Raw genomic sequence first — 22,847 nt, forward strand, 5'->3', positions numbered from 1 at the left:
GCGACAGCATGGCTCTTTCCGTGCCCGCCATCATGAAGACGACGGCAGCGCGGCTTTCGGCGCTCTATTTCCTGCTTTTCGCGCTGTGCGCCGTGCTGCTGGTCTTCTACATGACGTCGCTGTCAGCGAGCATGCTGACCGGGCAGACGCAGGACACAATCAATGATGAGATAATAGGCTTGGCCAGCGCCTACAAAAAGGGCGGCCTGCCGTTGCTGGTGCGCGTGGTCGAAAACCGCTCCCGTCAGCCTGGCGCCAACCTCTATCTGATCGCCGACACCAATGGCCAGATACTGACCGGCAATGTGCAGGCCCTGGAACCTGGTGTGATCGATACCGAGGGCTGGACGACCGAGCCGTTCTCTTACAAGCGCTTCGGCGAAGGCGAGCTTGATCGTTTGCGCAGTGGAGCGTCCGACCCGACGCCATCCCCTTCAAACGATGCGACGCAAACAGAGGGCGAGAAAGGTCACAACGCCATTGCGCTGGTGCTGCGGCTGCCCAATCAGATGATCCTGCTGGTCGGGCGCGATCTTGGCGAACCGGAGCGTTTTCGCGCCGTTATCCGCCGCGCCCTGATGCTGGCGCTCGGCATGATGGGGCTCGGCGGACTCCTCATCTGGTTCTTTGTCGGCCGTGCCGCGCTGAAGCGCATCGACAGCGTGTCGGAGGCCAGTCGTCGCATCATGGGCGGTGATCTCTCGGGCCGGCTGCCGGTGACTGGCGCCGGCGACGAGTTCGACCGGCTTTCGGAGAACCTCAACTCCATGCTGGCCAGAATCGCAACGCTCAACGAAGGCCTGAAGCAGGTTTCCGACAACATCGCGCATGATCTCAAGACGCCGCTGACCCGGCTGCGCAACCGTGCCGAAGCGACGCTTTCCGGCAAGCACAAACCTGCCGATTACCGTCAGGCGCTCGAAGGCACCATCGCCGAATCCGACCAACTCATAAAGACCTTCAACGCCATCCTGATGATCTCCAGGCTGGAGGCCGGATATTCATCCGAACACACCAATCGCGTCGATCTGGCGGCAGCCGTGCGTGATGTGGTCGAACTCTACGAGCCGGTGGCGGAAGAGGCCGGCGTTTCGCTCGAAGCCGAAGTGAACGGCGCCTTTATCGTAAACGGCAACCGCGAGCTGATCGGCCAGGCGCTGTCCAACATCGTCGACAATGCGATCAAATATTCGACGGATTCCACGTCCAAGCCGGCGGTCCGGGTGACGCTTGAGCGCGCCCATAGCGAGATCAGGCTTTGTGTCGCCGACAACGGCCAGGGCATTCCGGACGATGCCGATCGCGCCCGGGCGACCGAACGTTTCGTCCGGCTGGAAAAGAGCCGCTCGCAGCCGGGCTCCGGCCTTGGCCTCAGCCTCGCCAAGGCGGTCATGACCTTCCACTCTGGACGGCTTGATCTCTTGTCTGGCAATCCGGGACTGTCCGTGGTCATGAGTTTCCCCGCGCGGGAGGATCACTGATGGCTGCGGTTGCGAAACGGACGGTCACGGACTGGCTGCTGAAGCCGGCGGTTGGGCTTGTCCCTCTCGACGAAGGCCGGGCGCGGCACGAACTGGCCGAAATCGCCGCGGCGGCACGTGAAGAAGGGTTGGCGCGGCTGGTCAAGTTCCTGGTCGCCAAGGGGGAAGGCCAGGATTTCCTCGCCGCTGTCTTCGACCTCTCGCCGTTTTTGCGCGATACGGCGCGTCGCCGGCCCCGGATTCTGAATGCTCTTTTCGACCAGCCGGTCGAGGCGCGCCTGAAAGCGATCACCGCCGCGATCGACCAGGCGCCACTGGCCGAGGCGGTCTCCGAATCCAGCCTGATGATGGAGCTGCGCCAGTGCAAGGCCGAGGCGCATTTCCTGATCGCACTCGCCGATCTCGCCGGTGAAGCGGAAACGTCGCTGACGGTGCGGCGGCTGAGTGATCTTGCCGATGCCTGCACCCGAGCGGCAGTCGACTTCCTGTTGCGCGACGCGCATGGCCAGGGCAAGCTCAAACTGCCCGATCTCGACAACCCGTCGCGGCAGTCGGGTTGGATCCTGCTCGGCATGGGCAAGCTCGGAGCGCACGAGCTGAATTTCTCTTCCGACATCGATCTCGTGGTCTTCTTCGATCCGGAAGCACCCGCAATTGTCGATCCGCTCGACGCCACCGAGCTGTTTTCGCGGCTGACGCGACGGCTGGTGCGCATCCTGCAGGATCGGACCGAGCACGGCTATGTCTTCCGCACCGATCTGCGGTTGCGCCCGGATCCCGGTTCGACCCCACTGGCGATCCCCGTTGAAGCAGCACTGCGGTACTACGAAGCGCGTGGCCAGAATTGGGAACGTGCCGCGATGATCAAGGCGCGTCCGGTGGCCGGCGACCTCGCCGCGGGCGCTGCCTTCCTTAAGGAGTTGCAGCCCTACATCTGGCGCAAATACATGGACTATGCGGCGATCGCCGACGTCCATTCGATCAAGCGCCAGATCCACGCCCACAAGGGCCATGGCGAGATCGCCGTAAAAGGCCACAACGTCAAGCTCGGCCGTGGCGGCATCCGTGAGATCGAGTTCTTCGTCCAGACCCAGCAGCTCATCGCCGGCGGCCGCTTTCCGGAATTGCGCGGCCGCGAGACCGTGCCGATGCTTGGCCAGCTCGCAGCACGCGGCTGGATCACCACTGAGGCGCGTGACGCACTCGCCCGCCAGTACTGGTTCCTGCGCCGTGTAGAACACGCCATCCAGATGGTGGCCGACGAGCAGACGCACACGCTGCCGGAAGACGATGAAGGGCTGGAGCGCATCGCCCGCATGCTGGGCTTTGCCGATGCCGCGGCCTTTTCCCTGGCCTTCCGCGCCTCGTTGCAACAGGTCGAGCGCCACTATGCGGCGCTGTTTGAAACAGCACCGGAGCTTTCGGCGGGCATTGGCAATCTGGTCTTCACCGGTGACGTCGACGACCCTGATACGCTGCGAACCTTGCATGGCCTCGGCTTCCAGCGGCCGAGCGACATTTGCCGTGTCATCCGCGGCTGGCATTTCGGACGCTATCGCGTCACCCGGTCGGCGGAGGCGCGCGAGCGGCTGACGGAATTGACGCCGGCACTGCTCAAGGCATTCGGCCAGACGCGCCGGGCGGACGAGGCCCTGATCCGCTTCGACGAATTCCTCGCCGGCCTGCCAGCCGGAATCCAGCTGTTCTCGTTGCTGCAGTCGAACCCGGCGCTGCTCAAGCTGATGGCGACGATCATGGGCGCGGCACCCCGGCTGGCGGCGATCATCACGCGCCGGCCGCATGTCTTCGACGGCTTGCTCGACCCGGCCTTGCTGAGTGAACTGCCGGACCGCGCCTATCTGTCGGCGCGGCTGTCCGCCTTTGTTGAAGGCGATCGCCTTTATGAGGACGTGCTCGACCGGCTGCGCATCTTTGCCTCGGAGCAAAAATTCCTGATTGGTGTTCGGCTGCTTGCCGGCTCGATCGATCCGGCCCGGGCCGGCCGCGCCTTTTCCGATCTGGCCGATCTCACCATCGAGGCGGCTTTGCAGGCAGTGACCGCCGAGTTCGCGGCGCGCCACGGCACGATCGCCGGCGGCGTGGTTTCGCTGCTCGGCATGGGCAAGCTCGGCAGCCGCGAGTTGACCGCGGGATCGGATGTCGACCTCATCCTGCTTTACGACCATGACGCGGATGCCGAGGACTCCGACGGCGACAAGCCGCTGGCGCCCTCGCACTACTACACGCGCATGACGCAGCGGCTGATCGCGGCCGTCTCGGCACCGACGGCGGAAGGGGTGCTCTACGAACTCGATCTGCGGCTGCGGCCGTCAGGTAACAAAGGGCCGGTGGCCACCCACATCGACGCCTTCAGGAAGTATCAGCGCCAGGAGGCCTGGACCTGGGAGCATATGGCGCTGTCGCGGGCGCGCGCCATTGGCGGCGATGCCGGCCTGTGCGCCGAGGTCGAAGCGGAAGTCGCGGCCGTGCTTGGCCTGCCGCGCGACGCGGCAAAGGCGAAGGCCGAGGCCTCGGACATGCGCGCCATGATCGAGACGGAAAAGCCGGCGCGTGACCTCTGGGATATCAAGCTGATCCCCGGCGGGCTGATCGATCTCGAATTTATCGCCCAGGTGGCTGTCATCACCGGGCAGGTCGAGGCCAGGCCGCGTGTCACCGGTACGGCCGAGATCCTGTCCCGCCTCGCACCTGGCTTCGCCGATGCCGGCGTCCGGCAAGAACTTGGTGCTGCCTTCGCGCTCTATCTGGCGCTGACCCAGATGACGCGGCTATGCCTCACCGGAGCCTTCGAGCGCGATGACGTTCCGCCGGGGCTTTCGGATCTGCTTCTGGCGGTGACCGACCTGCCGGATTTCAGTGTGCTGGAAGCACATCTCAAGGAGACGTCGCAAAGGGTCAGGAAGGATTTTGATCTTTTGCTTCGTGCCGGACGACCGTGAAATAGCTGTCGAAGCATCGGACCCAAAAGTGGAAACCGGTTTTGGGAAAATCCGATGCTTGAACAAAGAGATAGAGCGGCAACAGGATCGAAGATCCGCCGCTCTCGCATCGGGGGTGACGATGCAACAGGAGAAGACCCATGAGAAAGTCAACCAAGCTTGCCCTTGCCTTCGCAGCGCTCGCCGGCGCCGTCGGCACCACCGCCTATGCCGAAAACAATGCCAGCGCAAAAATGCGCGAGGACACAATGATGCGCCTCAACAAGGCGATGAGCGATTCAGATGGCGCCATCACCTTCGACCAGTTCTCCGACGCCATGAACGCGCGGCTGAAGAAGCTCGTTGCCGCCAATGGCGGCAAGCTGACCGTCGCCCAGCTCGCCGACGCGCTGGAGAAGGCGCGCTTCGAGCGGATGGCCAGGCGCATCATCGCCCGCTACGACACCAAGGGCGACGGCACCGTCACCACCGATGACATCACCGGTCGTGAGAAAAAGGTCTTCGCCATGCTCGACAAAAACAATGACGGCAAGATCGAGAGGAGCGAGCTGCCGAAGGGCGGCCGCTTTGACCATCACCGCCAATCGGATGACGACGACAGCAACGGCAGCGTGCAGTGAGATAGTCTAATGCAGGCTCCGGCGATGTCGCTGGGAGCCTGCTGCTCACGCCGCAACCTTGACCATAGGCGGCGCCTTCTTGACCGGTATTCGCACCGATACGATCGTGCCGACGCCTTCGGTCGACCGGATCTTCAGCGCGCCACCCTGGAGCTCGGCCAGCGAGCGTGAGATCGCAAGGCCAAGACCGGATCCGGCATGGTTCTTGGAGAACTGGTTCTGCACCTGTTCGAAGGGCCGCCCGAGCTTGCCGAGCGCCGCCTTCGGTATGCCGCAGCCATTGTCTTCGATCGTCAGCACCAGCGCGCCGGACGTGTTGCGGGCCCGGACCGATATGTGGCCGCCCTGGCCGGTGAACTTCACCGCGTTGGACAGAAGGTTGATGACGATCTGCTTGATCGCCCGGCGATCCGCAAACAGCGTCAGCGCGTCGGCGATACGCGTTTCCACGGTGATCGCCTTTTGCGCGGCCTGCAGCGAGACGACGCGGACCGTTTCGCTGATCAGCGGCCCGAGGTCGATCTGCTCCTGGTCCAGCGAGAACTGGCCGGCCTCGATCTTGGACATGTCGAGAATGTCGTTGATGACGCCCAGCAGATATTTGCCGCTGCTGTTGATATCGGTGGCGTACTCCTCGTAGCGCTCCGAGCCCAGCGGGCCGAACAGCCCCTGTTCCATCAGTTCGGAAAAGCCGATGATGGCGTTCAGCGGCGTGCGCAATTCGTGCGACATGTTGGCCAGGAATTCGGATTTGGCCCGGTTCGCCGCTTCGGCGCGCTCGGTTTCCTTCATGTATTTGCGGTTGAGGTCGACCAGCTCACTGGATCGCTCCTCTTCGGAGCGCCGGGCGAGGCTGAGATCGTGGATCGTTGCCATCAGCCGGCGTTCGCTGTCGACCAGCTTTTCCTGATGCAGCTTGATCTGGGTGATGTCGGAGCCGACCGAGACGATGCCGCCGTCCCTGGTCCTGAGTTCGTTGACCTGCAGCCAGCGGCCATCGGACAACTGCCGCTCGAAAGTGGCGCCGCCTTGCGGACCATTGGTGTTGGCAAGCCGCCGCTCGGAAGCAAAGGCCAGCATCCGCTCTTCCAAGGAAGCGCGCGTCACCCCCGGCATCACATCGCGATCCGAGAGCCCGTTGTCCTGCTGGTATTTGGAGTTGCACATGATCAGCCGCTGCGCCGAATCCCACAGCACGAAGGATTCATTGATGTTCTCGATCGCGGTCCTGAGGCGAAGATCGGCGGCCTCGGAACGCAGCGCCAGATGGCGTTGCTCGGTGACGTCGACGGCGATGCCGATCAGCTGGATTTCCGGTGCCTCCGGATCCATAACTTGGGCACGGGCGCGCATCCACACCCATTGGCCATCGGCATGCCGCATCCGGAACACCTGGTCGATGTGGTCGATCTCGCGGGCGACAATTCTGTTGGCGAGATCGAACAGGTCGCCGTCCTCTGGATGGATGATCTCGTCGACCTCGCCGAAGGACAACATCGTGTCGCAGGGCTCGTAGCCCAGCATGTCGTACATCGAGCGCGACCAATACATCTTGCCGCGCACCATGTCCCAGTCCCATAGGCCGCAGCGGCCGCGAACCAGCGCCATGTCGATGCGCTGATGCGCTTCGAGATAGATGCGATCGGCCGCCTGGGCGCGCGCCGCCTGCCCGAAATAGGCATAGAGGATGATGATCAGCACGCCGGCCGTCAGCACGAACAGGGTAACGTTGAGCGAGACGGTCTTGCGCCATGTGTCGAAGACCGCTTCCTGCGGCACCAGGGCCGCCGCGGCACCCTTCCGGTCCTTGGCAACGCTGACCGCGGCGTACCAGTCCTGGCCGCCGATATTGACCTCCATGACGCCGGCGCGATCGCCGAACATGAACAGCGGCTGGCCGCCCTCGACGAGACCGTCGAGGGCATGGCCTTGCCAGGGCATCGAGCGCGGCGTGACCGCAGTGATCTTGAAGGCGCTGTCGGTGATGACGAGCACATGGCTGCGGCTCATCGAGCCCTGGCGGCTGGTGGTCTCCAGCAGGTCCTGTATGGCGCCGGGCACGGTATCCGAGGTGGTGGCCAGCGAACTGGCCAGTTGACCCGCCGCCAGCGTCAGGATCGCCTTGGCATCGCGCTCGACGTCGTCGCGTTCGTTCATCAGCGACAGCACGCGCAGCGCCGCGATGACGAGAAGGAAGATGATGATGAGGGCCGGTATCGACCGGCGCAGCAGCGGCTCGGCGGCCAGAAGCCGCTTGTAGGCCGGTTCGGCGATGAGCCGCGTATTCCCGGCAAGGCCGTCGCTGCGCGTCTCGCGACGCGCAAAAGCCATCCCACCGGGCGCGCCCCACGCGTCCGCCTTCGCCATAAATGGCACTCCCCGAATTTGCCTATGCTGCTTGGTGATCCGGCAAACGCCGCACATCCGAATCGTCAGTAAAGAATCAAACGTGATTCGCCTTGTCCAGTGGTCCGGCGAAAAAAGATTAAAAATCGACTAAAATAATCGGTTTTGGGGGTGCGGCGGCTCGGGCCTTCTCCCGGACGGGAGAAGGCAAGGGGTGCTAGGCCAGCGTCCGCTCGACAATATCGCGTAGATCCGCCGACAGGTTTTCGCCATTGGCGATCGAAAGCAGCGCTTCCCGAGCCTTGGACTGCCGGCCCGGCTCAAGCGAACGCCACGATCTGAGTGCCGTCGCCAGCCTTGCCGCCACTTGCGGGTTGCGCTTTTCGACTTCGAGCACCGTCTGCGCGAAGAACCGGTAGCCTTCGCCGTCGGCGCGGTGGAAGCCGGTCTGGTTGGCGCTGGAGAAGGTGCCGATCAACGAGCGCACCCGGTTTGGATTGGCTATCGAGAAGGCCGGATGAGCTGACAGGGCCCGAACCGTGTCCACGGCCTGCGGCCCCGGCACGCTGGCCTGAATCTGGAACCATTTGTCCATGACCAGCGGGTCGGACCCATAAGTCATCTCGAAAGCCGCCAGCGCCTTGATGGCTTCGGGCGAACCATGGTGGCGATGCGCGAGCGTGCCAAGTGCGGCCGCGCGGTCGGTCATGTTGGTCGCGGACTGGAAATGCTCGGCGGCCAATGCCGCTCCATCCGGCAGCAGCGAGAGATAATCCAGCAAAGTGTTGCGCAAGGCGCGTCGTCCCGCGCTCGCCGCGTCCGGGCGGAAGGCGGTCTTGTCGGCAAGGCTGTGGTAGAGGCTGGAAAACGCCTCGCCATTGGCCGTGGCGATCGCGAGCGCAAGGGCCTGCCGGGCTGCATGGATGGCGTCGGGATCGATATTCTTGCCGATGTCGCGGGCGATGTCGGCATCGCCGGGCAGCGCTAGCGCCAGCGCCCGGTAGGCAGGTTCCAGCGTCTCATCGCCGGCGACGCTGCCGGCAAGCTCGGTCAGCCGCGTCGCGAAGACAGGCTGCTTGCCGCCAAGGATCTCGCGGAAGGCTGCGATCAGCGCATCGGTGAGCAGCGTGTTGAGGGCTTGCCAGCGCGAGAAGGCATCGCTGTCATGGCGAGCGAGGAAGAACTGGTCGTCGGCCTTCTGCTCGACCGACAGCGTCACCGGCGCCGAAAAGCCGCGATTGAGCGACACCGCCGGGCGTTCGGCAACGCCCGAGAAGCGCACCATATGGCGGCGCTTGCGAAGATGGATGACACCATCCTCGACACTGGCGCCGTCGACGCCGCTATACTCGACAGGCTTGCCGCCGGCGCCGATCAGCCCGAAGGCGAGCGGAATATGCATCAGCCGCTTGCGGCTCTCGGAGGGTGTCGGCGGCACCGACTGCTCGATCTCGAGCGTGAATTCCTGCGCGGCCGCATTGTGTGTCGAACTGACCGTCAGATTGGGCGTGCCCGCCTGATGATACCAGAGCGCGAACTGCGACAGGTCACGGCCCGAAGCATCCTCGAACACCTTGATGAAATCCTCGATCGTCGCCGCGTCGCCGTCATGGCGCTCGAAATAGAGGTCCATGCCGGCGCGAAAGGCGTCGGCCCCGAGGATGGTGCGGATCATGCGCACCACTTCGGAACCCTTTTCGTAGACCGTCGCCGTGTAGAAATTGTTGATCTCGCGGTAGCGGCGCGGCCGCACCGGATGCGCCAGCGGGCCCTGATCCTCGGGAAACTGATGCGCGCGCAGCAGGCGTACCTCGGCGATGCGCTTGACCGGCCGCGAGCGCTGGTCGGCGGAGAATTCATGGTCGCGGAAAACCGTCAGACCTTCCTTCAGGCAAAGCTGGAACCAGTCGCGGCAAGTGATTCTGTTGCCTGTCCAATTGTGGAAATACTCATGCGCGATGATCGCCTCGATATTGGCGAAATCGGCGTCCGTCGCCGTCTCCTGGTCGGCAAGCACATATTTGTCGTTGAAGATGTTGAGGCCCTTGTTCTCCATCGCGCCCATGTTGAAGTCGGACACGGCGACGATGTTGAAGACGTCGAGGTCGTATTCGCGGCCAAACGCCTCTTCGTCCCATTGCATCGACCGCTTCAGCGCGTCCATGGCGTAGCCGGCGAGCTTCTCCTTGCCAGGCTCGACATAGATGCCGAGCTCGACCTCGCGGCCGGATAGGGTGACGAAACTGTCGGCAACCCGGCCGAGATTGCCAGCCACCAGCGCGAACAGATAGGACGGCTTGGGGAAGGGGTCGTGCCACACGGCATAGTGCCGGCCGTCGCCGAGATCGCCCTTGTCGACGGGATTGCCGTTGGACAGGAGCAGCGGCGCCTCGTCGCGCAGTGCCTCGATGCGCACGGTGTAGACCGACAGGACATCGGGGCGATCGAGGAAATACGTGATGCGGCGGAAGCCCTCAGCCTCGCATTGCGTGCAATAGACATTGTTCGAGCGGTAGAGCCCCATCAGGGCTTCGTTGTCGGCCGGCGCCAGTTCGGTTTCGATCAACAGTTGGAAGCGGCGCGCGGCCGGCGGCTTGAGAATGGTGAGTTGGTCGGGCGTCACCAGCAGATCCGCCGGCTTTGCCTTCTTGCCGTCGATCGCGATGCGCTTGAGCGTCAGCCCGTCGCCGTCGAGCACCAAAGGCGCCGACGCGGACGCGCCGTCGCGGCGTTCGACCGTCAGTATTGCGGTGACGATTGTGGCCTCTGGCGAAAGGCGGAAAGTCAGGTTGGTTTGCGGAATGAGATATTCGTTGGGGCGATAGTCTTCGAGCTTGAAGACCTGGCCGGTGTCCGTGCGCATTCCGTTGTTTTTCCTGTCGATTGCCTTGGGAGCGGATAGTTCCGCTGGTCCAAGAAATTTGAAGTCCGCGCTCTTTACACGAAACGGTCCCTCGACAAAACTGCGAGAGGGTCTATCGAGGCCTTCTTTGCGGCATCGCGGCTAAAGCATGTTGAATGCCAGCGTTGCCGGGCATACAGGCAACGATCAGGAACGCATAACCAGCGTGACATCAGGAGCCGGGGCTCAACCAGAAACAACCGGCGGCCACGGTACGCTAAGGGGCATCGCCCTGAAGATCGTCTCCGTCGCGGTTTTTGTCGGCATGCAAACCTGCATCAAGGCGGCCGGCGACGTGCCAGCCGGGCAGATCGTCTTCTTCCGCTCCTTCTTCGCCATCTTCCCGATCATTGCCTTCCTGGCTTTGAAGGGACAGCTGTCGACGGCATTCGTCACCAAACGTCCCTTTAACCACGTCGCGCGCGGCGTCGTCGGCGTCGGCGCCATGGGGCTTGGCTTTTTCGCGCTCACCAGGCTGCCACTGCCGGAGGCGATCACCCTGAACTATGCACAGCCGCTGCTGGTCGTGGTGTTCTCCTCGGTCTTTCTTGGCGAGACGATCCGCGTCTACCGCTGGAGCGCTGTCGCCATTGGCCTTGTCGGCGTGCTGATCATTTCCTGGCCGGAGCTGACCCTGCTCAACTCCGACGAAGGGCTGGACGACCAGGAGGTCCTGGGCGTCATGGCCGCGCTGGTGGCCGCGGCGATCTCGGCTGTCGCCATGCTGCTTGTGCGCAATCTCGTGCAAACGGAGAAGACGGCGACCATCGTCTTGTGGTTCTCGTCGACCGCGAGCGTGCTCTCGCTACTGACGCTGCCTTTCGGCTGGCAAGCACTGACGCCGGCGCAAGCCGCGCTGCTCATCATGGCCGGCTTCTGCGGCGGCCTCGGCCAGATCCTGATGACCTCGGCCTATCGCCATGCCGAGGCTTCGGTGGTGGCGCCATTCGAATACACGTCGATGATCCTCGGCGTCGTCGTCGGCTATTTCGTTTTCGGCGACGTGACCTCGCTTAGCACATTGGTCGGCGGTGTGATCGTGGTGGCCGCCGGCATCTTTATCATCTGGCGCGAGCGGCAACTTGGACTGGAGCGTAAGCGAGCGCGCAAGGTGACGCTGCCACAAGGCTAATCAGGATCGCTCGCTCCGCTCCTTGGCTAGCCGCACCAGCACAGCCCTTGTCTGTTCGTCGGCCGGGAAGAAGGATTCGATCGCCAGTTCCGACAAGGTCACATCGAGCGGTGTGCCGAACACCGTGATGGTGCTGATGAACGACAGCACCTGATCACCATGGGCGAGGCGCAGCGGATGCACGATCGCATTCGGCTCGACAGGCATGGGCCTGCTGCCCTTCAGCCCGGACGGGTAGGTGCGCAGCTCGCGTTCCAATTCGACCAGCACCGGATCGCCGCTGGCGTCGTTCTGGTGCTTGAGGCGTTCGAGCAGGTGCGTGCGCCATTCCGCGAGGTTGACGATGCGTGGCGCGATGCCGCCGGGATGCAGGCTGAGGCGGAGCACGTTGACCGGTGGCGCCAGCAGCGAAGCCTCGCTGACATCCGCAAGGAAGGGAGCAATCGCGGCATTCGCCGAAACCAGGTTCCAGTGCCGGTCGACAGCCAGTGCAGGGAACGGCTCATGTCCCTTGAGCACGATCTCGACCGCCGCCATCGCCGGTGCCAGTGTCGTATCGGAGAGCGGCCTTTCGCCGAAGCTCGGCGCAAAGCCTGCGGCCAGCAGCAACTGGTTACGCTGCCTCAGCGGGATCGAAAGCTGCTCCGCCAGATGCAAGACCATATCGCGCGAGGGCGCGGCACGCCCGCTTTCGACGAAGGACAGATGCCGCTGCGAGATTTCGGCTTCCATGGCGAGATCGAGCTGGCTCATGCGGCGGCGCGTGCGCCATTCGCGAATGAGGCTGCCGGCGGAGGTTTGGGCTGTTGTCATGGGAAGGATGGTTAGGCTGACAGGGACGGCATTTCAATTACCTGCGAGGTTATCGCTAGGAGCAATTCCAGGAAAAGTGCGTAGCGGTTTTCCGTCCGGAATTGCGTCGAAACAAAGAGATAGAGCGGTTCGGCGTTTCCGTGAACTGCTCTAGGAGAGTGACCGCAGCTTAGCCTTCACCTCGAGAAAATCCCGCCACGCCAGCTTTTTGTGCGCGGGCGTGCGCAACAGATAGGCCGGATGCAGCGTCGGCATGGCCGGAATGGCGGTGCCGGAGGCTGTGGTGTGGACACGCCAGTTGCCACGCAGCCTGAGAATGCCTTCTGACGTGTTGAGCAAGGTCTTGGCCGAAGGGCCGCCGAGATTGACCAGCACCTTGGGATTGACCAGCTCGATCTGCCGCTCGATGAACGGCCGGCAGATTTCCGTCTCGTGCGGCGTCGGCGTGCGGTTGCCCGGCGGTCGCCAGGGAATGACGTTGGCGATGTAGACTGAGGTGCGGTCGAGCCCGATCGCGGCGAGCATGCGGTCGAGCAGCCGGCCCGAACGGCCGACGAAGGGCAGGCCCTCAATGTCCTCGTCGCGACCCGGCGCTTCGCCCACCAGCATCACCGCGGCCTGCGGGTTGCCGTCGGCGAACACCAGGTTCTTGGCGGTGGCCTTGAGATTGCAGCCGCCGAAGGCAGCCATATGCTGGCGCAGCTCGTCCAGGGTTGTTGCCGTTGTTGCCAACTGGCGCGCAAGCGCCGCCTGAGCTTCGTCTGGCACGGCGGCTACCGATGAACGCGCCGGTGGTGCATCCGGCACGTTGCTCGCATCCAGCCCGGGCGAAGCCGCTGGCCGCTCCGGCACCTTGTCTTCGCGAGGGGGCGCTGCCTGTGCCGGCGCGCGCTCGACAGGCCTCGGTGCCGCCTCGGCGAAGCGGTTCACCGGGGCGTCTTCCAGCGCCTCATCGACGCCGGCGCTGGCATAGAAAGCCAGGATGTCGGCAATTTCGGTCGGGCTGTTGGGGGAGGCGGCAGTCATCGTGCGCACATTCGTCCGCATGACCGCAATTTGCAAGCTGGGGCCTGGCCTATCCCGTCGGTATGCGCGGGTCCTGCACCAGATAGAAAGTCCATCGCGGCGTGTAATCGGTCATCAGAAACTCGAAGCTGGCGGTCTTCAGCGGGTCGACCTTGCCATTCTTGAACAGCAGCCGGTCATAGGGTTCGAAGTCGCGGTCGAAATCGGCGAAATTGCTCGACCAGATGTTCTCGGGCGTCTTGTTGCGTTGGTCGAAGGAGAGCCCGTCTCCAAACACACTCGGCTGATCCAGGATTTCCTGAAGCTCGAATTGGAATTCGATCCAGGCCTGGCCGCTGTTGTTGAGCACGTCGATGCGCATGTACATGATGCCGTTGGCGAACTCGCCCGCCTTGCCGAATGTCTGGATCGGCTTGGTCGTGCGGATGGTCAGCGTCACTGGTGTCGCCGAATTCAGCTCTTCGGTGATGACCAGCGGATCTTCCTTGGTTCCGATGCCGGAGGCACCGGTGATGCGGAAGCCGCCAAGCTCGTCGGAGAAGGAGTAGGCGCCCGTCGCCCAGACTTTCACCTCGTCCGCTGTGGCGTGCCCCGGTGCCGACATCAGAAGGGCCAGAAGAATCGCCCGGCAGGCCCGGCCGGGCGTGAAAAGAAAGCGCGTCGAAGGAAAGCCGCCAGGCCCAGGAATGCGCATGGCGGGAAGTATGGCCGATAAGCAAGCCGCCGAACAATTAAAAAACGCAAGCACTGTGGGGCTCGCCGGGCACAAACGGCTGCCCTTCCGCAAGATGCGCGACTTTTTGGCCAAATCCGCATTGTCACGTCTGCGCCGGTTTCCTGTCGCCAATTGATGCGCTATGCAGCGCAGGAGCCAGCAAGATACGCAACAGCGGCAAGCCAGTGCGGAGGGGTTGATGAGCGATATCGAACGCGAAAGCATGGAATTCGACGTGGTCATCGTCGGTGCCGGCCCTGCCGGCCTTGCTGCAGCCATCCGCCTCAAGCAGGTCAATCCCGAGCTCTCCGTCGTCGTGCTGGAAAAGGGCGGCGAGGTCGGCGCCCATATCCTCTCCGGCGCCGTCGTCGATCCGATCGGCATCGACCGGCTGCTGCCCGGCTGGCGCGAGGAGGAAGGTCATCCCTTCAAGACGCCGGTCACGGCAGACCATTTCCTGGTGCTCGGCCCTGCCGGCTCGTTCCGCCTGCCCAACATTTTCATGCCACCGCTGATGAACAATCACGGCAACTACATCGTCTCGCTCGGCAATGTCTGCCGCTGGCTGGCTACCAAGGCCGAGGCGCTCGGCGTCGAGATTTATCCGGGCTTTGCCGCGGCTGGGCTGCTCTACAATGAAGAAGGTGCGGTCACCGGCGTCGTCACCGGCGACATGGGCGTCGAGAAGGACGGCACGCACGGCCCGGGCTTCGCGCCGGGCATGGCGCTGATGGGCAAATATGTGCTCATCGGCGAAGGCGCGCGGGGCTCGCTCGCCAAGCAGCTGATCGCCAGATACAAACTGTCCGATGGCCGCGAACCCGGCAAATATGGCATCGGCCTGAAAGAACTCTGGCAGGTCAAGCCGGAGAACCACAGGCCGGGCCTGGTCCAGCATTCGTTCGGCTGGCCGCTCGACATGAAGACCGGTGGCGGCTCCTTCCTCTACCACCTGGAGGACAATCAGGTGGCGGTCGGCTTCGTCCTCCACCTCAATTACAAGAACCCTTATCTGTCGCCGTTCGAGGAATTCCAGCGCTTCAAGACCCATCCGGCGATCCGCGGCACCTTCGAGGGCGCCAAGCGGCTGGGCTATGGCGCGCGCGCCATCACCGAGGGCGGCTGGCAGTCGGTGCCGAAACTGTCCTTCCCGGGCGGTGCGCTGATGGGTTGTGCCGCTGGCTTCGTCAACGTGCCGCGCATCAAGGGCTCGCACAACGCGGTGCTGTCGGGCATGCTGGCCGCCGAGCATGTCAGTGAAGCAATTGCCGCCGGCCGCGCCAATGACGAGCTCACTTCCTACGAGGAAGCCTGGCGCGCGACCGATATCGGCAGGGATTTGAAGAAGGTGCGCAACGTCAAGCCGCTCTGGTCGCGTTTCGGCACCATCGTCGGCGTCGGCCTCGGTGGCCTCGACATGTGGCTGAACACGCTGTTCGGCGTCTCGCCCTTCGGCACGCTGAAGCACGGCAAGGCCGACTATGCCACGCTCGAGCCCGCCGCCCAGCACAAGAAGATCGCCTATCCGAAGCCCGACGGCGTGCTCACCTTCGACCGCCTGTCCTCGGTGTTCCTGTCCAACACCAATCACGAAGAGAACGAGCCGGTCCATCTGCTGGTCGGCGATATGGACCTGCAGAAGCGGTCCGAGCACGATGTCTTTGCCGGGCCCTCGACACGCTATTGCCCGGCAGGCGTCTATGAATGGGTCGACAAGGACGGCAACGCCGCCGCCGATCCGGCGGCCAAGGATGTGCGCTTCGTCATCAACGCGCAGAACTGCGTCCACTGCAAGACCTGCGATATCAAGGACCCGAACCAGAACATCAACTGGGTGCCGCCGCAGGGCGGCGAAGGTCCGGTCTACCAGGGCATGTGACCTCGCGCCGCCGGGCGGTTTGGGCCCGGCGGCAAAACCGTTGAAACGGCCACCGGTCTATGGTTCCTTCTCCAGGGATAGGGGAGAAGGCCGATGCGCCGGATCGTTCTGACATGCCTCGTCACTATTGGAGCGCTGTGTGCGCCAGAAGCCTTGGCCGGCACCAGGGCGGTGGTCCAGACGCGGACCTACGACGTTACGGGAAGTTCGGGCGCCGCCCTCGTCGAGGCGATGGACAGCAAAGGCCCCAGGCACGGCTTCATGACGCATGCCATCGCCACAACTGCCTATACCGTCGACTGGAACCTGAATGCCGGTCAGGACAACGGCTTTTGCCGGATGCAGAGTGTCAATGGCACGCTCAATCTCTTCTACACCTTCCCTCGCTTTGCCTCGCCCGCGACGCCGGAGCTGAAAAGGCGTTGGGTCAGGTTTTTCGCCGGTGTTCGCGCCCATGAGGAAACTCATGGACGCATCGCCAGGGAGATGATGCGCGCCACGGAACGGTCGATAACCGGCCTGCGGGTGGCCAACGACCCGTCTTGCTACAAGACGCGCCGCGAGGCGCAGCAGCGCATCAAGGCTGTCTATGCCGAATACGAGGCCAAACAAATCGCCTTCGATCGGCGCGAGCACAGCAATGGCGGCCATGTCGAACATCTGATCGCTGCCTTGATCGGAAAACCTTGAACGAACAATCCGTTCGCCGTCTCGTTGCGGCGCGCGTGCTCCGCTCGATTGAACGCGTTAGCCGTGGGGCTTGGACGGCAAATCGCTCGCCGCGAGCGCTGTGGCGTGCCCATTCTCAGGCTGCTTGTCGTCAGGCCTTAGCGTGAACTCGACCAGCACCGGCAGATGGTCGGAGCCGGTGTCCTCCAGCCGGGTCGAAGACAGGATGGTCAACCCGCCCTTGCTGAACACCTGGTCGATCGGCAGGCCTGCATAGCGGCGCAGGACGTCGGGCAGTGTCCGGTGTATCCAGGTCGGGCCGGCCGAAGGCATGAGCGTCAGCCCGCCAAGTGCGGCGACCCGCCGCACCGCCGCACTCCACGGCACGGCGTTGCAGTCGCCGGCCATGATCGCGGTCGGGCCAAGCCCGCCCAGTGTCTGCGCCAGTTCGCCGATCTGCCAGTATTGCTCCTTCGGCCACGGCCAGCTCAAATGGATCGCGGCGACATCGACGCTGATGCCGCCGAAGTCGATGGTGGCGGTTGCCATCGCGCCGCGCGGCTCGCAGCGCGGCGCGGTGTCGGCGGCAAACGGCCGGCGCGACAGCAGTGCCACCCCAAACATGCCGTTCGGATAGGGGCACAGGATACGGTAGGGGTAGGCGCTGGTGATGGTGCCAAGCTCGGTCGTCCACATCTCCGACACCTCGTCGAGGGTGATCACGTCCGGATTGGTGCGGCCGATCAGCGAGAGCACTTTCTTCGGCGTCGGATTGTTGAAGCGCAGGTTCATTTGCAGCAGGCTGTAGACAGCCTGATCGGCGGGCTTGGCAACCGCAGGCTGCGGCCAAGGTCTCGGCAGGGCGCTTGCCGTCGTGGCCAGGCAGGCGATGGCAAAGACCAGCCCAGCCGCCGCTTGCAGCCGGAACGAGCTGGCAAGCAGCGGCAATGCCAGAAGCGCCATAAGCACACTGAAGTGAATGCGGAAATGCGAGAAGGAATCGAACGCCGGATGCAGCGTGCCGAAGAACCCGGCCAACAGCGCGGCCGACAGTGCCGTCATCGCCAGGAATGCCAACCCAGCCGTCATTTTCAAGCGCGCGCCTGTTATCATTGAGGTCGTGTCTGCTGGATGCCGCCTGCGTTCGATCTGCTTACCGGTCAAATTGCGGCCTGAGCAAGACGACGAATTGCCTCGCCGCGGCCTCGCAGCCGCCTATTGGAACGCCGTCTCCGAAAAACTCCGGAGCTTGCGCGAATGCAGCCGCTCCATCGGCATTTCCGAAAGCTTCTCCATCGCCTTGATGCCGATGGTCAGGTGCTGCGCCACCTGCCGCTTGTAGAACTCGGTCGCCATGCCAGGCAGTTTCAACTCGCCATGCAGCGGCTTGTCGGAAACGCACAGCAACGTGCCGTAAGGCACGCGGAAGCGGAAACCATTGGCGGCGATCGTCGCCGATTCCATGTCGAGCGCGATGGCGCGCGACTGCGACAGGCGCTGCACCGGTCCACGCTGGTCGCGCAGTTCCCAGTTTCGGTTGTCGATGGTGGCGACCGTGCCGGTTCGCATGATGCGCTTCAGGTCATAACCCGACAGGCCGGTGACCTCGGCAACAGCCTCCTGCAACGCCACCTGGATCTCGGCCAGTGGCGGGATTGGCACCCAGACGGGAAGGTCGTCATCCAATACGTGATCCTCGCGCACATAGGCATGCGCCAGCACATAGTCGCCGAGCGCCTGGGTATTGCGCAGCCCGGCGCAATGGCCAAGCATCACCCAGGCATGCGGCCTCAGCACGGCGATATGGTCGGTGATCGTCTTGGCGTTCGAGGGGCCCACACCGATGTTGACCATGGTGATGCCGCCATGGTTCGGCTTTTTCAGGTGATAGGCCGGCATCTGCGGCAGGCGCGGCGGCGCGACGCCTTCGCTGGGCGCGGCCTGTCCGGCCTTGGTGATGACATTGCCCGGTTCGACGAATTCGGCATAGCCGTGGCCGCCTTCCGCCATCTGCACTCGGGCGCGGGCCACGAACTCGTCGATGTAGAATTGGTAATTGGTGAACAGCACGAAGTTCTGGAAATGCTGCGGTGTGGTCGCGGTATAGTGCGACAGGCGGTGCAGGGAATAGTCGATGCGCTGCGCCGTGAACGGCGCCAGCGGTCTTGGTTCGCCGAATGGCACTTCAAAGGTGCCGTTGGCGATCTGGTCATCGGTGCCGTCGAGGTCGGGCACATCGAACAGGTCGCGGATCGGTCGCTTGATGCGTTCGGCCGCCGCGCCGTCGACATGGGTGCCCTCGAGGAAGGCGAAATGCAGCGGGATGGGCGTGGTCGATTCCGACACCGTGACCGCGACCCCGTGATTGCGCATGATCAGGCGCAACTGCTCGACCAGATAGCTTTCGAACAGAGCCGGCTGGGTGATCGTGGTCGAAAAATGCCCCGGCGTCGGCATGTGGCCATAGGCCTGACGCGAGTCGATCTGGGTGAACGAATTGGTTGTGACGCCGATCTCGGGATAGAAGGCGCGGTAGCGTTTGCCGTTGTCGCCGCCCGCCGCGGCAAGCGCCGCAAAGGAGTCGCGCAGAAACTTGGTGTTGCGGTCGTAGAGCAGCTGCAGCGCGGCGACGGCTTTTTCGGCTTTGTCAAAGCTTTGCCGGCCAAAAGGCTCGGGCATGACGACTGATTCGATGGCTTGGGGATAGATTCGCTTTTCCATGACTCAATATAGAGACTTGGACGGGCGGTTGGGAGGGGTGTCGCTGTCTAAGGCGCCCAAAGCGCCAATTTTCTTTATCCCCGCTGCAGGCTGACCAGCAGGACGAAACCCACGCCCGACTTCTTCAGCGCCGGCGCCTCGATCGTCGAGCCGGCATCGGCGCGCATCATCGGCACCGCCAGAACCGGAGCGGCCAGAAGCATCAGGACAAGCACCGCCCGCGGCAGGAGCCGAAGCGTCTGTAGGGTATTGGCGGCGATGCGGTTCATGGCTTTTGCTCTTCTCTTTGGATCTGTGTCTTTGTCGCCTCAGCGGCGAAAATGGTTCACGCAATCGAATTGGCAGGAACTGGCTTTGTTCCAGGCGCGGGCAGGACGGCCCGCTTCGGCGACGAGGATGGCGAAGAACATTCCAAACAGGCTCATCAGCAGGCAGACGATGGTGAAGCGGCGAGCAAGCATTGGGTCGTGTCTCCTTCAACACGGGAGAGAATGCCCCAACGCCTCTGAACCGGCTCTGATGCCGACGTTCATCTGCGGTTCAAATTGATTGACGGGGTCTGTGCGTGCGGGGCGCCGGCTGCGCGGTGACCGGCAGCAGGGCAATACTCGACGTGCCGCTGAAACGAAAACGGGGCCCGCCAGGCCCCGTCATCATGTCGGAAGAATGAAGAATAAGGATAGGATCGATCAGAGCTTGTGCCAGGTCTGGCTCTTGCAGATCAGTCCGCCGAGCACGCAGCCGCTCATCTTCAGCGAGGTGCCCGACAATGTCGCCTTGCCCGAATAGGTCTTGTCGTTCGCCGGATCGGTGATGCTGCCGGCATATTTGTTGTCGCCGGCCGCCTTCAGCGAGCCGATGGTCTTGCCGGCATATTTTCCTGATTTGAGCGTGATGGAAAACGAGCCGCCGCCTGAAATGGCGGCGGTGTCGCCGGCTTGCGTCTTCCAGTTGCCTTCGATCGGATCGGCCCACGCCGCACCCGCCATGATCAATGTGGCTGCAAGAGCCAGGCTCACTTTTCGAAACATGTCTTGCTCCCTTTGGATATCCGGCCGAATTCTCCGCCTCGCCGGTCTGCCGCTTACGCAAACGTAAGCTAATGCAGCTCCCAAAAAAACAAAAGCGGTGCCGCAAGGGAAGAGTTTGGGATTCTGAAAGCGCCAGAATCCGGCTTGTCGCAGAGGAAATGAAAACGACCGGCGCAGCGTGTTTGTTTCCCGTGGTTAGCGGAGTGTTGATTCCGCCCGCGAAAATTTTCGTCAAATTTGGCGCAAATCGGCTGAATTGCTGGCTTCGTATCCTTAACGAATTTGCGCGTTTACCTCTTGTTTTAGCTTTGTTTTCTTCAAATTAAGCACGCCATTTAACGACGGATTCAACCCTGATCGGCATTCTCGAAAGCATCGAAAGAGCGGCCCGGACAAGACAAACGGAGGCAGCTCTCGGGAGCCAGACAGGGGACTAAAATGGCACGTTTTGAAATGCTTGAAGCAGGTTTCGGCGCCATGGGGGCAACTGCCCAGGCCGACATTCTTTTCGAACTGGGCATGATGTATGCGACCGGCCGCGACTGCGAGACCGACGTCGTTGCCGCCCACAAATGGTTCAACATCGCCGCCATCAAGGGCTCGGCCCGCGCCGCGGAGCTGCGCTCGGAACTGTCGGCGGCCATGTCGAAGGTCGAGATCGCCAAGGCGCTGCGCGAAGCCCGCGAATGGATGACCATGCACTGAGTTCCGTCGGACGGGGACGCTCCGGCCAAGACCGCTCCAAGACGGTCGGGCCAAAACAGGGATAAGGCTGCGCAGACAGCCAGGCCACGGGCCATCAACAACAAGAATGCGGCAGGCCGACAGGTCCAAGCCGTGCGACGAACCGTGATCCCGCAAATCGGGAAAGATCATGGTTAGCAGGAAGACAGGGAAGGCGACGTTGGGTTTCGCGGCGCGGGGGCGCTGGGGAAACAGCCCGACAGGCAAAAAAGCCACGACCAGCCGGAACAAGGCTGGCGTGGCTTTTTTGCGTGGATGACGCCTCGCAGGCCCAATCGAGCGGTGCCGATGCGCCTAGACAGGCCCAATGAAGGATGAAATTGTCCCGCCTCTCTAAGAAGAAGCGCGGCCGGAGCGGCCGCGCGTGAGTGGAGGAGTTCTATTATCATGAAAAAAATGAGTATTTTGAGCGCGGCCATTTTCGGCCTGATGATGAGTGCGCCGGTCGCATTCGCCGACGACATCACCGTTTCGGTGGTCGGCCCGATGACCGGACAGCTCGCCACCATCGGCGATCAGTTCAAGCAGGGCGCACAGGCCGCCGCCGATGCCATCAACGCCGCGGGCGGCGTCAACGGCTCGATGATCAAGCTCGACATCGAGGACGACCAGTGCGATCCGAAGCAGGCTGTTTCGGTGGCCAACCGCATTGTAGCCAACGGCACCAAGTTCATCGACGGTCACGCCTGCTCGGGCTCGAGCATTCCGGCCTCGGCTGTCTATGCCGAATCCGGCGCGCTGATGATGAGCCCGGCCTCCTCGAACCCGGTCCTGACCGACGCGGCCGCCAAGGCCGGCTGGCCGACAATCATGCGTCTCTATACGCGTGATGACGCACAGGGCGCCTTCATCGGCCCGTGGATCGCCAAGAAGTATGCCGGCAAGAACGTTGTCGTCCTGCACGACAAGAGCGCCTACGGTCAGGGCGTGGCTGATGCCGTCAGGGCGACCATGAACGCCGGCGGCCTCAAGGAAGTCTACTATGACGCCATCAATCCCGGCGAGAAGGACTATTCGGCGCTCGTCACCAAGCTGAAGGATCTCAAGGCCGATGTCGTCTATTTCGGCGGCTACCATCCTGAAGCCGGCCTCATCCTGCGTCAGTCGGCGGAACAGAACCTCAAGTTCCAGCTGATCATGCCGGACTCCATCGCTTCGCCGGAATTCTGGCAGGTTGCCGGCCCGGCTGGCGAAGGCACCATGTTCGTGTTCCCTTCGGACCCGCAGGCAAAGCCGGAAGCCAAGGCCGCTGTCGAGAAGATCAAGGCCGGCGGCTTCGTGCCGGAAGGCTTCACGCTGTTCTCCTACGCCGTGGTCCAGGCTTTCGCCGAAGGCATCAAGCGCGCCGGCAGCGACGATCCGGCCAAGGTTGCCGAAGCGCTGAAGAACGGCACGCCGATCAGCACCGTTGTCGGCGACGTCACCTTCGACGAAAAGGGCGACCTCAAGAATGCCAGCTACGACATCAACCAGTGGCATGACGGCAAATACGCGCCGATCGCGCAGTAATCGCTCTGGCGGTTAAATATCTAAAGAAATGGCCGGGTTCATCCCGGCCATTTCAGACTGCTGACAAACCCCTGGCATTTGCCGGGGGTTTTTGATTCACTGGGCCATGTTGAAGCGACCCGCCCCTGAACAGACCGCGCTCGAGATGGTAACGCTGGATCAGTTGGTTCCGGCTGATCACCTGTTGCGCAAGATCGACCGTTTGATCGATTTCTCCTTCATCCACGATCTGACCGCGCCGCTGTATTGCCCCGACAATGGCCGCCCGCCGCTCGACCCGACCTTGATGTTCAAGGCTC

At 63.0% G+C, this 22,847-nt stretch carries 20 protein-coding genes; 10 read left to right on the forward strand and 10 right to left on the reverse strand.

What is annotated here, in order from left to right; translation table 11 throughout:
• Positions 1 to 8 precede the first annotated feature (8 nt).
• The 3 genes from AC1D05_RS25750 (at position 9) to AC1D05_RS25760 (ending at position 5,061) form a co-directional block, all read left to right on the forward strand.
• Positions 9 to 1,481, forward strand: coding sequence for a sensor histidine kinase (locus AC1D05_RS25750; protein ID WP_477444529.1), 1,473 nt, complete (start codon positions 9 to 11; stop codon positions 1,479 to 1,481).
• Entirely contained in the window at positions 1,481 to 4,441 is a 2,961-nt protein-coding gene (locus tag AC1D05_RS25755; RefSeq protein WP_477444530.1) for a bifunctional [glutamine synthetase] adenylyltransferase/[glutamine synthetase]-adenylyl-L-tyrosine phosphorylase, read from the forward strand. Before AC1D05_RS25750 ends, AC1D05_RS25755 begins: the two co-directional genes overlap by 1 nt.
• 140 nt (positions 4,442 to 4,581) lie before the next feature.
• The gene (locus tag AC1D05_RS25760; RefSeq protein WP_477444531.1) at positions 4,582 to 5,061 is read left to right on the forward strand and encodes an EF-hand domain-containing protein; all 480 of its coding nucleotides are present in this window, start codon (positions 4,582 to 4,584) and stop codon (positions 5,059 to 5,061) included.
• Between the two features lie 45 nt (positions 5,062 to 5,106).
• Here AC1D05_RS25760 and AC1D05_RS25765 read toward each other — a convergent pair whose 3' ends face one another.
• Together AC1D05_RS25765 and pepN are read right to left on the reverse strand one after the other, a co-directional pair.
• Entirely contained in the window at positions 5,107 to 7,428 is a 2,322-nt protein-coding gene (locus AC1D05_RS25765) for a PAS domain-containing sensor histidine kinase (protein WP_477444532.1), read from the reverse strand.
• Positions 7,429 to 7,624: 196 nt separating this feature from the next.
• The gene (pepN, locus tag AC1D05_RS25770; RefSeq protein WP_477444533.1) at positions 7,625 to 10,270 is read right to left on the reverse strand and encodes an aminopeptidase N; all 2,646 of its coding nucleotides are present in this window, start codon (positions 10,268 to 10,270) and stop codon (positions 7,625 to 7,627) included.
• Positions 10,271 to 10,418: 148 nt separating this feature from the next.
• Between pepN and AC1D05_RS25775 the strand changes: the two genes are divergently transcribed.
• Positions 10,419 to 11,441 carry a DMT family transporter gene (locus AC1D05_RS25775; protein WP_477444534.1) on the forward strand — a complete coding sequence of 341 codons (1,023 nt, stop codon included), beginning with the start codon at positions 10,419 to 10,421 and terminating at the stop codon, positions 11,439 to 11,441.
• Here the strand turns inward: AC1D05_RS25775 and AC1D05_RS25780 are convergent, their stop codons facing one another.
• The 3 genes from AC1D05_RS25780 to AC1D05_RS25790 all read right to left on the reverse strand — a co-directional run bounded on the left by AC1D05_RS25780 (position 11,442) and on the right by AC1D05_RS25790 (position 13,974).
• Entirely contained in the window at positions 11,442 to 12,254 is an 813-nt protein-coding gene (locus AC1D05_RS25780; protein ID WP_477444535.1) for a helix-turn-helix domain-containing protein, read from the reverse strand.
• 150 nt (positions 12,255 to 12,404) lie between these two features.
• Complete coding sequence (locus AC1D05_RS25785; RefSeq protein ID WP_477444536.1) at positions 12,405 to 13,280, reverse strand: uracil-DNA glycosylase; 876 nt, start codon at positions 13,278 to 13,280, stop codon at positions 12,405 to 12,407.
• 49 nt (positions 13,281 to 13,329) lie between these two features.
• Entirely contained in the window at positions 13,330 to 13,974 is a 645-nt protein-coding gene (locus tag AC1D05_RS25790) for a hypothetical protein (protein WP_477444537.1), read from the reverse strand.
• Between AC1D05_RS25790 and AC1D05_RS25795 the strand changes: the two genes are divergently transcribed.
• The 3 genes from AC1D05_RS25795 (at position 13,973) to AC1D05_RS25805 (ending at position 16,564) form a co-directional block, all read left to right on the forward strand.
• Positions 13,973 to 14,131: a hypothetical protein gene (locus AC1D05_RS25795; protein ID WP_477444538.1), complete on the forward strand. Its 159-nt coding sequence runs from the start codon at positions 13,973 to 13,975 to the stop codon at positions 14,129 to 14,131. The two genes, AC1D05_RS25790 and AC1D05_RS25795, sit on opposite strands and share 2 nt — an antisense overlap.
• A 63-nt stretch (positions 14,132 to 14,194) precedes the next feature.
• Positions 14,195 to 15,874, forward strand: a complete 1,680-nt coding sequence (locus AC1D05_RS25800; RefSeq protein ID WP_477444539.1) for an electron transfer flavoprotein-ubiquinone oxidoreductase — start codon at positions 14,195 to 14,197, stop codon at positions 15,872 to 15,874.
• A gap of 93 nt (positions 15,875 to 15,967) precedes the next feature.
• A complete protein-coding gene (locus tag AC1D05_RS25805) occupies positions 15,968 to 16,564 on the forward strand; it encodes a DUF922 domain-containing Zn-dependent protease (RefSeq protein WP_477444540.1) in 597 nt (198 codons plus the stop codon).
• Between the two features lie 57 nt (positions 16,565 to 16,621).
• Here the strand turns inward: AC1D05_RS25805 and AC1D05_RS25810 are convergent, their stop codons facing one another.
• The 5 genes from AC1D05_RS25810 to AC1D05_RS25830 form a co-directional block, all read right to left on the reverse strand.
• Complete coding sequence (locus tag AC1D05_RS25810) at positions 16,622 to 17,632, reverse strand: endonuclease/exonuclease/phosphatase family protein (protein WP_477444541.1); 1,011 nt, start codon at positions 17,630 to 17,632, stop codon at positions 16,622 to 16,624.
• Positions 17,633 to 17,758: 126 nt separating this feature from the next.
• Positions 17,759 to 19,222 (reverse strand): AMP nucleosidase, encoded by a 1,464-nt coding sequence (locus AC1D05_RS25815; RefSeq protein ID WP_477444542.1) that lies wholly within the window; start codon positions 19,220 to 19,222, stop codon positions 17,759 to 17,761.
• 116 nt (positions 19,223 to 19,338) lie between these two features.
• Positions 19,339 to 19,533, reverse strand: a complete 195-nt coding sequence (locus AC1D05_RS25820) for a hypothetical protein (protein ID WP_477444543.1) — start codon at positions 19,531 to 19,533, stop codon at positions 19,339 to 19,341.
• Positions 19,534 to 19,572: 39 nt separating this feature from the next.
• Complete coding sequence (locus AC1D05_RS25825; RefSeq protein ID WP_477444544.1) at positions 19,573 to 19,725, reverse strand: hypothetical protein; 153 nt, start codon at positions 19,723 to 19,725, stop codon at positions 19,573 to 19,575.
• 228 nt (positions 19,726 to 19,953) lie between these two features.
• Entirely contained in the window at positions 19,954 to 20,295 is a 342-nt protein-coding gene (locus AC1D05_RS25830; RefSeq protein ID WP_027041644.1) for a DUF2147 domain-containing protein, read from the reverse strand.
• Between the two features lie 438 nt (positions 20,296 to 20,733).
• On the opposite strand from AC1D05_RS25830, the gene AC1D05_RS25835 reads away from it, so the two are divergent.
• The 3 genes from AC1D05_RS25835 to AC1D05_RS25845 form a co-directional block, all read left to right on the forward strand.
• Complete coding sequence (locus AC1D05_RS25835) at positions 20,734 to 21,000, forward strand: SEL1-like repeat protein (protein WP_010915070.1); 267 nt, start codon at positions 20,734 to 20,736, stop codon at positions 20,998 to 21,000.
• A gap of 426 nt (positions 21,001 to 21,426) precedes the next feature.
• On the forward strand, positions 21,427 to 22,548 hold the full coding sequence (locus tag AC1D05_RS25840) for an ABC transporter substrate-binding protein (protein WP_027041645.1): 1,122 nt from the start codon (positions 21,427 to 21,429) through the stop codon (positions 22,546 to 22,548).
• A gap of 106 nt (positions 22,549 to 22,654) precedes the next feature.
• Positions 22,655 to 22,847 (forward strand): transposase (locus AC1D05_RS25845; RefSeq protein ID WP_477444545.1); only part of this gene is annotated, 193 nt, incomplete at its 3' end.

The sequence above is a fragment of the Mesorhizobium sp. P2_E9 genome, from assembly GCF_056403815.1.

Coding starts and splice junctions, on each gene's coding strand:
- AC1D05_RS25820 (WP_477444543.1), bottom strand. CDS start 19,533: ATGAACCGCATCGCCGCCAATACCCTACAGACGCTTCGGCTCCTGCCG.
- AC1D05_RS25825 (WP_477444544.1), bottom strand. CDS start 19,725: ATGCTTGCTCGCCGCTTCACCATCGTCTGCCTGCTGATGAGCCTGTTT.
- AC1D05_RS25840 (WP_027041645.1), top strand. CDS start 21,427: ATGAAAAAAATGAGTATTTTGAGCGCGGCCATTTTCGGCCTGATGATG.
- AC1D05_RS25755 (WP_477444530.1), top strand. CDS start 1,481: ATGGCTGCGGTTGCGAAACGGACGGTCACGGACTGGCTGCTGAAGCCG.
- AC1D05_RS25805 (WP_477444540.1), top strand. CDS start 15,968: ATGCGCCGGATCGTTCTGACATGCCTCGTCACTATTGGAGCGCTGTGT.
- AC1D05_RS25800 (WP_477444539.1), top strand. CDS start 14,195: ATGAGCGATATCGAACGCGAAAGCATGGAATTCGACGTGGTCATCGTC.
- AC1D05_RS25750 (WP_477444529.1), top strand. CDS start 9: ATGGCTCTTTCCGTGCCCGCCATCATGAAGACGACGGCAGCGCGGCTT.
- AC1D05_RS25780 (WP_477444535.1), bottom strand. CDS start 12,254: ATGACAACAGCCCAAACCTCCGCCGGCAGCCTCATTCGCGAATGGCGC.
- AC1D05_RS25775 (WP_477444534.1), top strand. CDS start 10,419: ATGTTGAATGCCAGCGTTGCCGGGCATACAGGCAACGATCAGGAACGC.
- AC1D05_RS25815 (WP_477444542.1), bottom strand. CDS start 19,222: ATGCCCGAGCCTTTTGGCCGGCAAAGCTTTGACAAAGCCGAAAAAGCC.
- AC1D05_RS25810 (WP_477444541.1), bottom strand. CDS start 17,632: ATGACGGCTGGGTTGGCATTCCTGGCGATGACGGCACTGTCGGCCGCG.
- AC1D05_RS25785 (WP_477444536.1), bottom strand. CDS start 13,280: ATGACTGCCGCCTCCCCCAACAGCCCGACCGAAATTGCCGACATCCTG.
- AC1D05_RS25760 (WP_477444531.1), top strand. CDS start 4,582: ATGAGAAAGTCAACCAAGCTTGCCCTTGCCTTCGCAGCGCTCGCCGGC.
- AC1D05_RS25830 (WP_027041644.1), bottom strand. CDS start 20,295: ATGTTTCGAAAAGTGAGCCTGGCTCTTGCAGCCACATTGATCATGGCG.
- pepN (WP_477444533.1), bottom strand. CDS start 10,270: ATGCGCACGGACACCGGCCAGGTCTTCAAGCTCGAAGACTATCGCCCC.
- AC1D05_RS25795 (WP_477444538.1), top strand. CDS start 13,973: ATGGCGGGAAGTATGGCCGATAAGCAAGCCGCCGAACAATTAAAAAAC.
- AC1D05_RS25765 (WP_477444532.1), bottom strand. CDS start 7,428: ATGGCGAAGGCGGACGCGTGGGGCGCGCCCGGTGGGATGGCTTTTGCG.
- AC1D05_RS25790 (WP_477444537.1), bottom strand. CDS start 13,974: ATGCGCATTCCTGGGCCTGGCGGCTTTCCTTCGACGCGCTTTCTTTTC.
- AC1D05_RS25835 (WP_010915070.1), top strand. CDS start 20,734: ATGGCACGTTTTGAAATGCTTGAAGCAGGTTTCGGCGCCATGGGGGCA.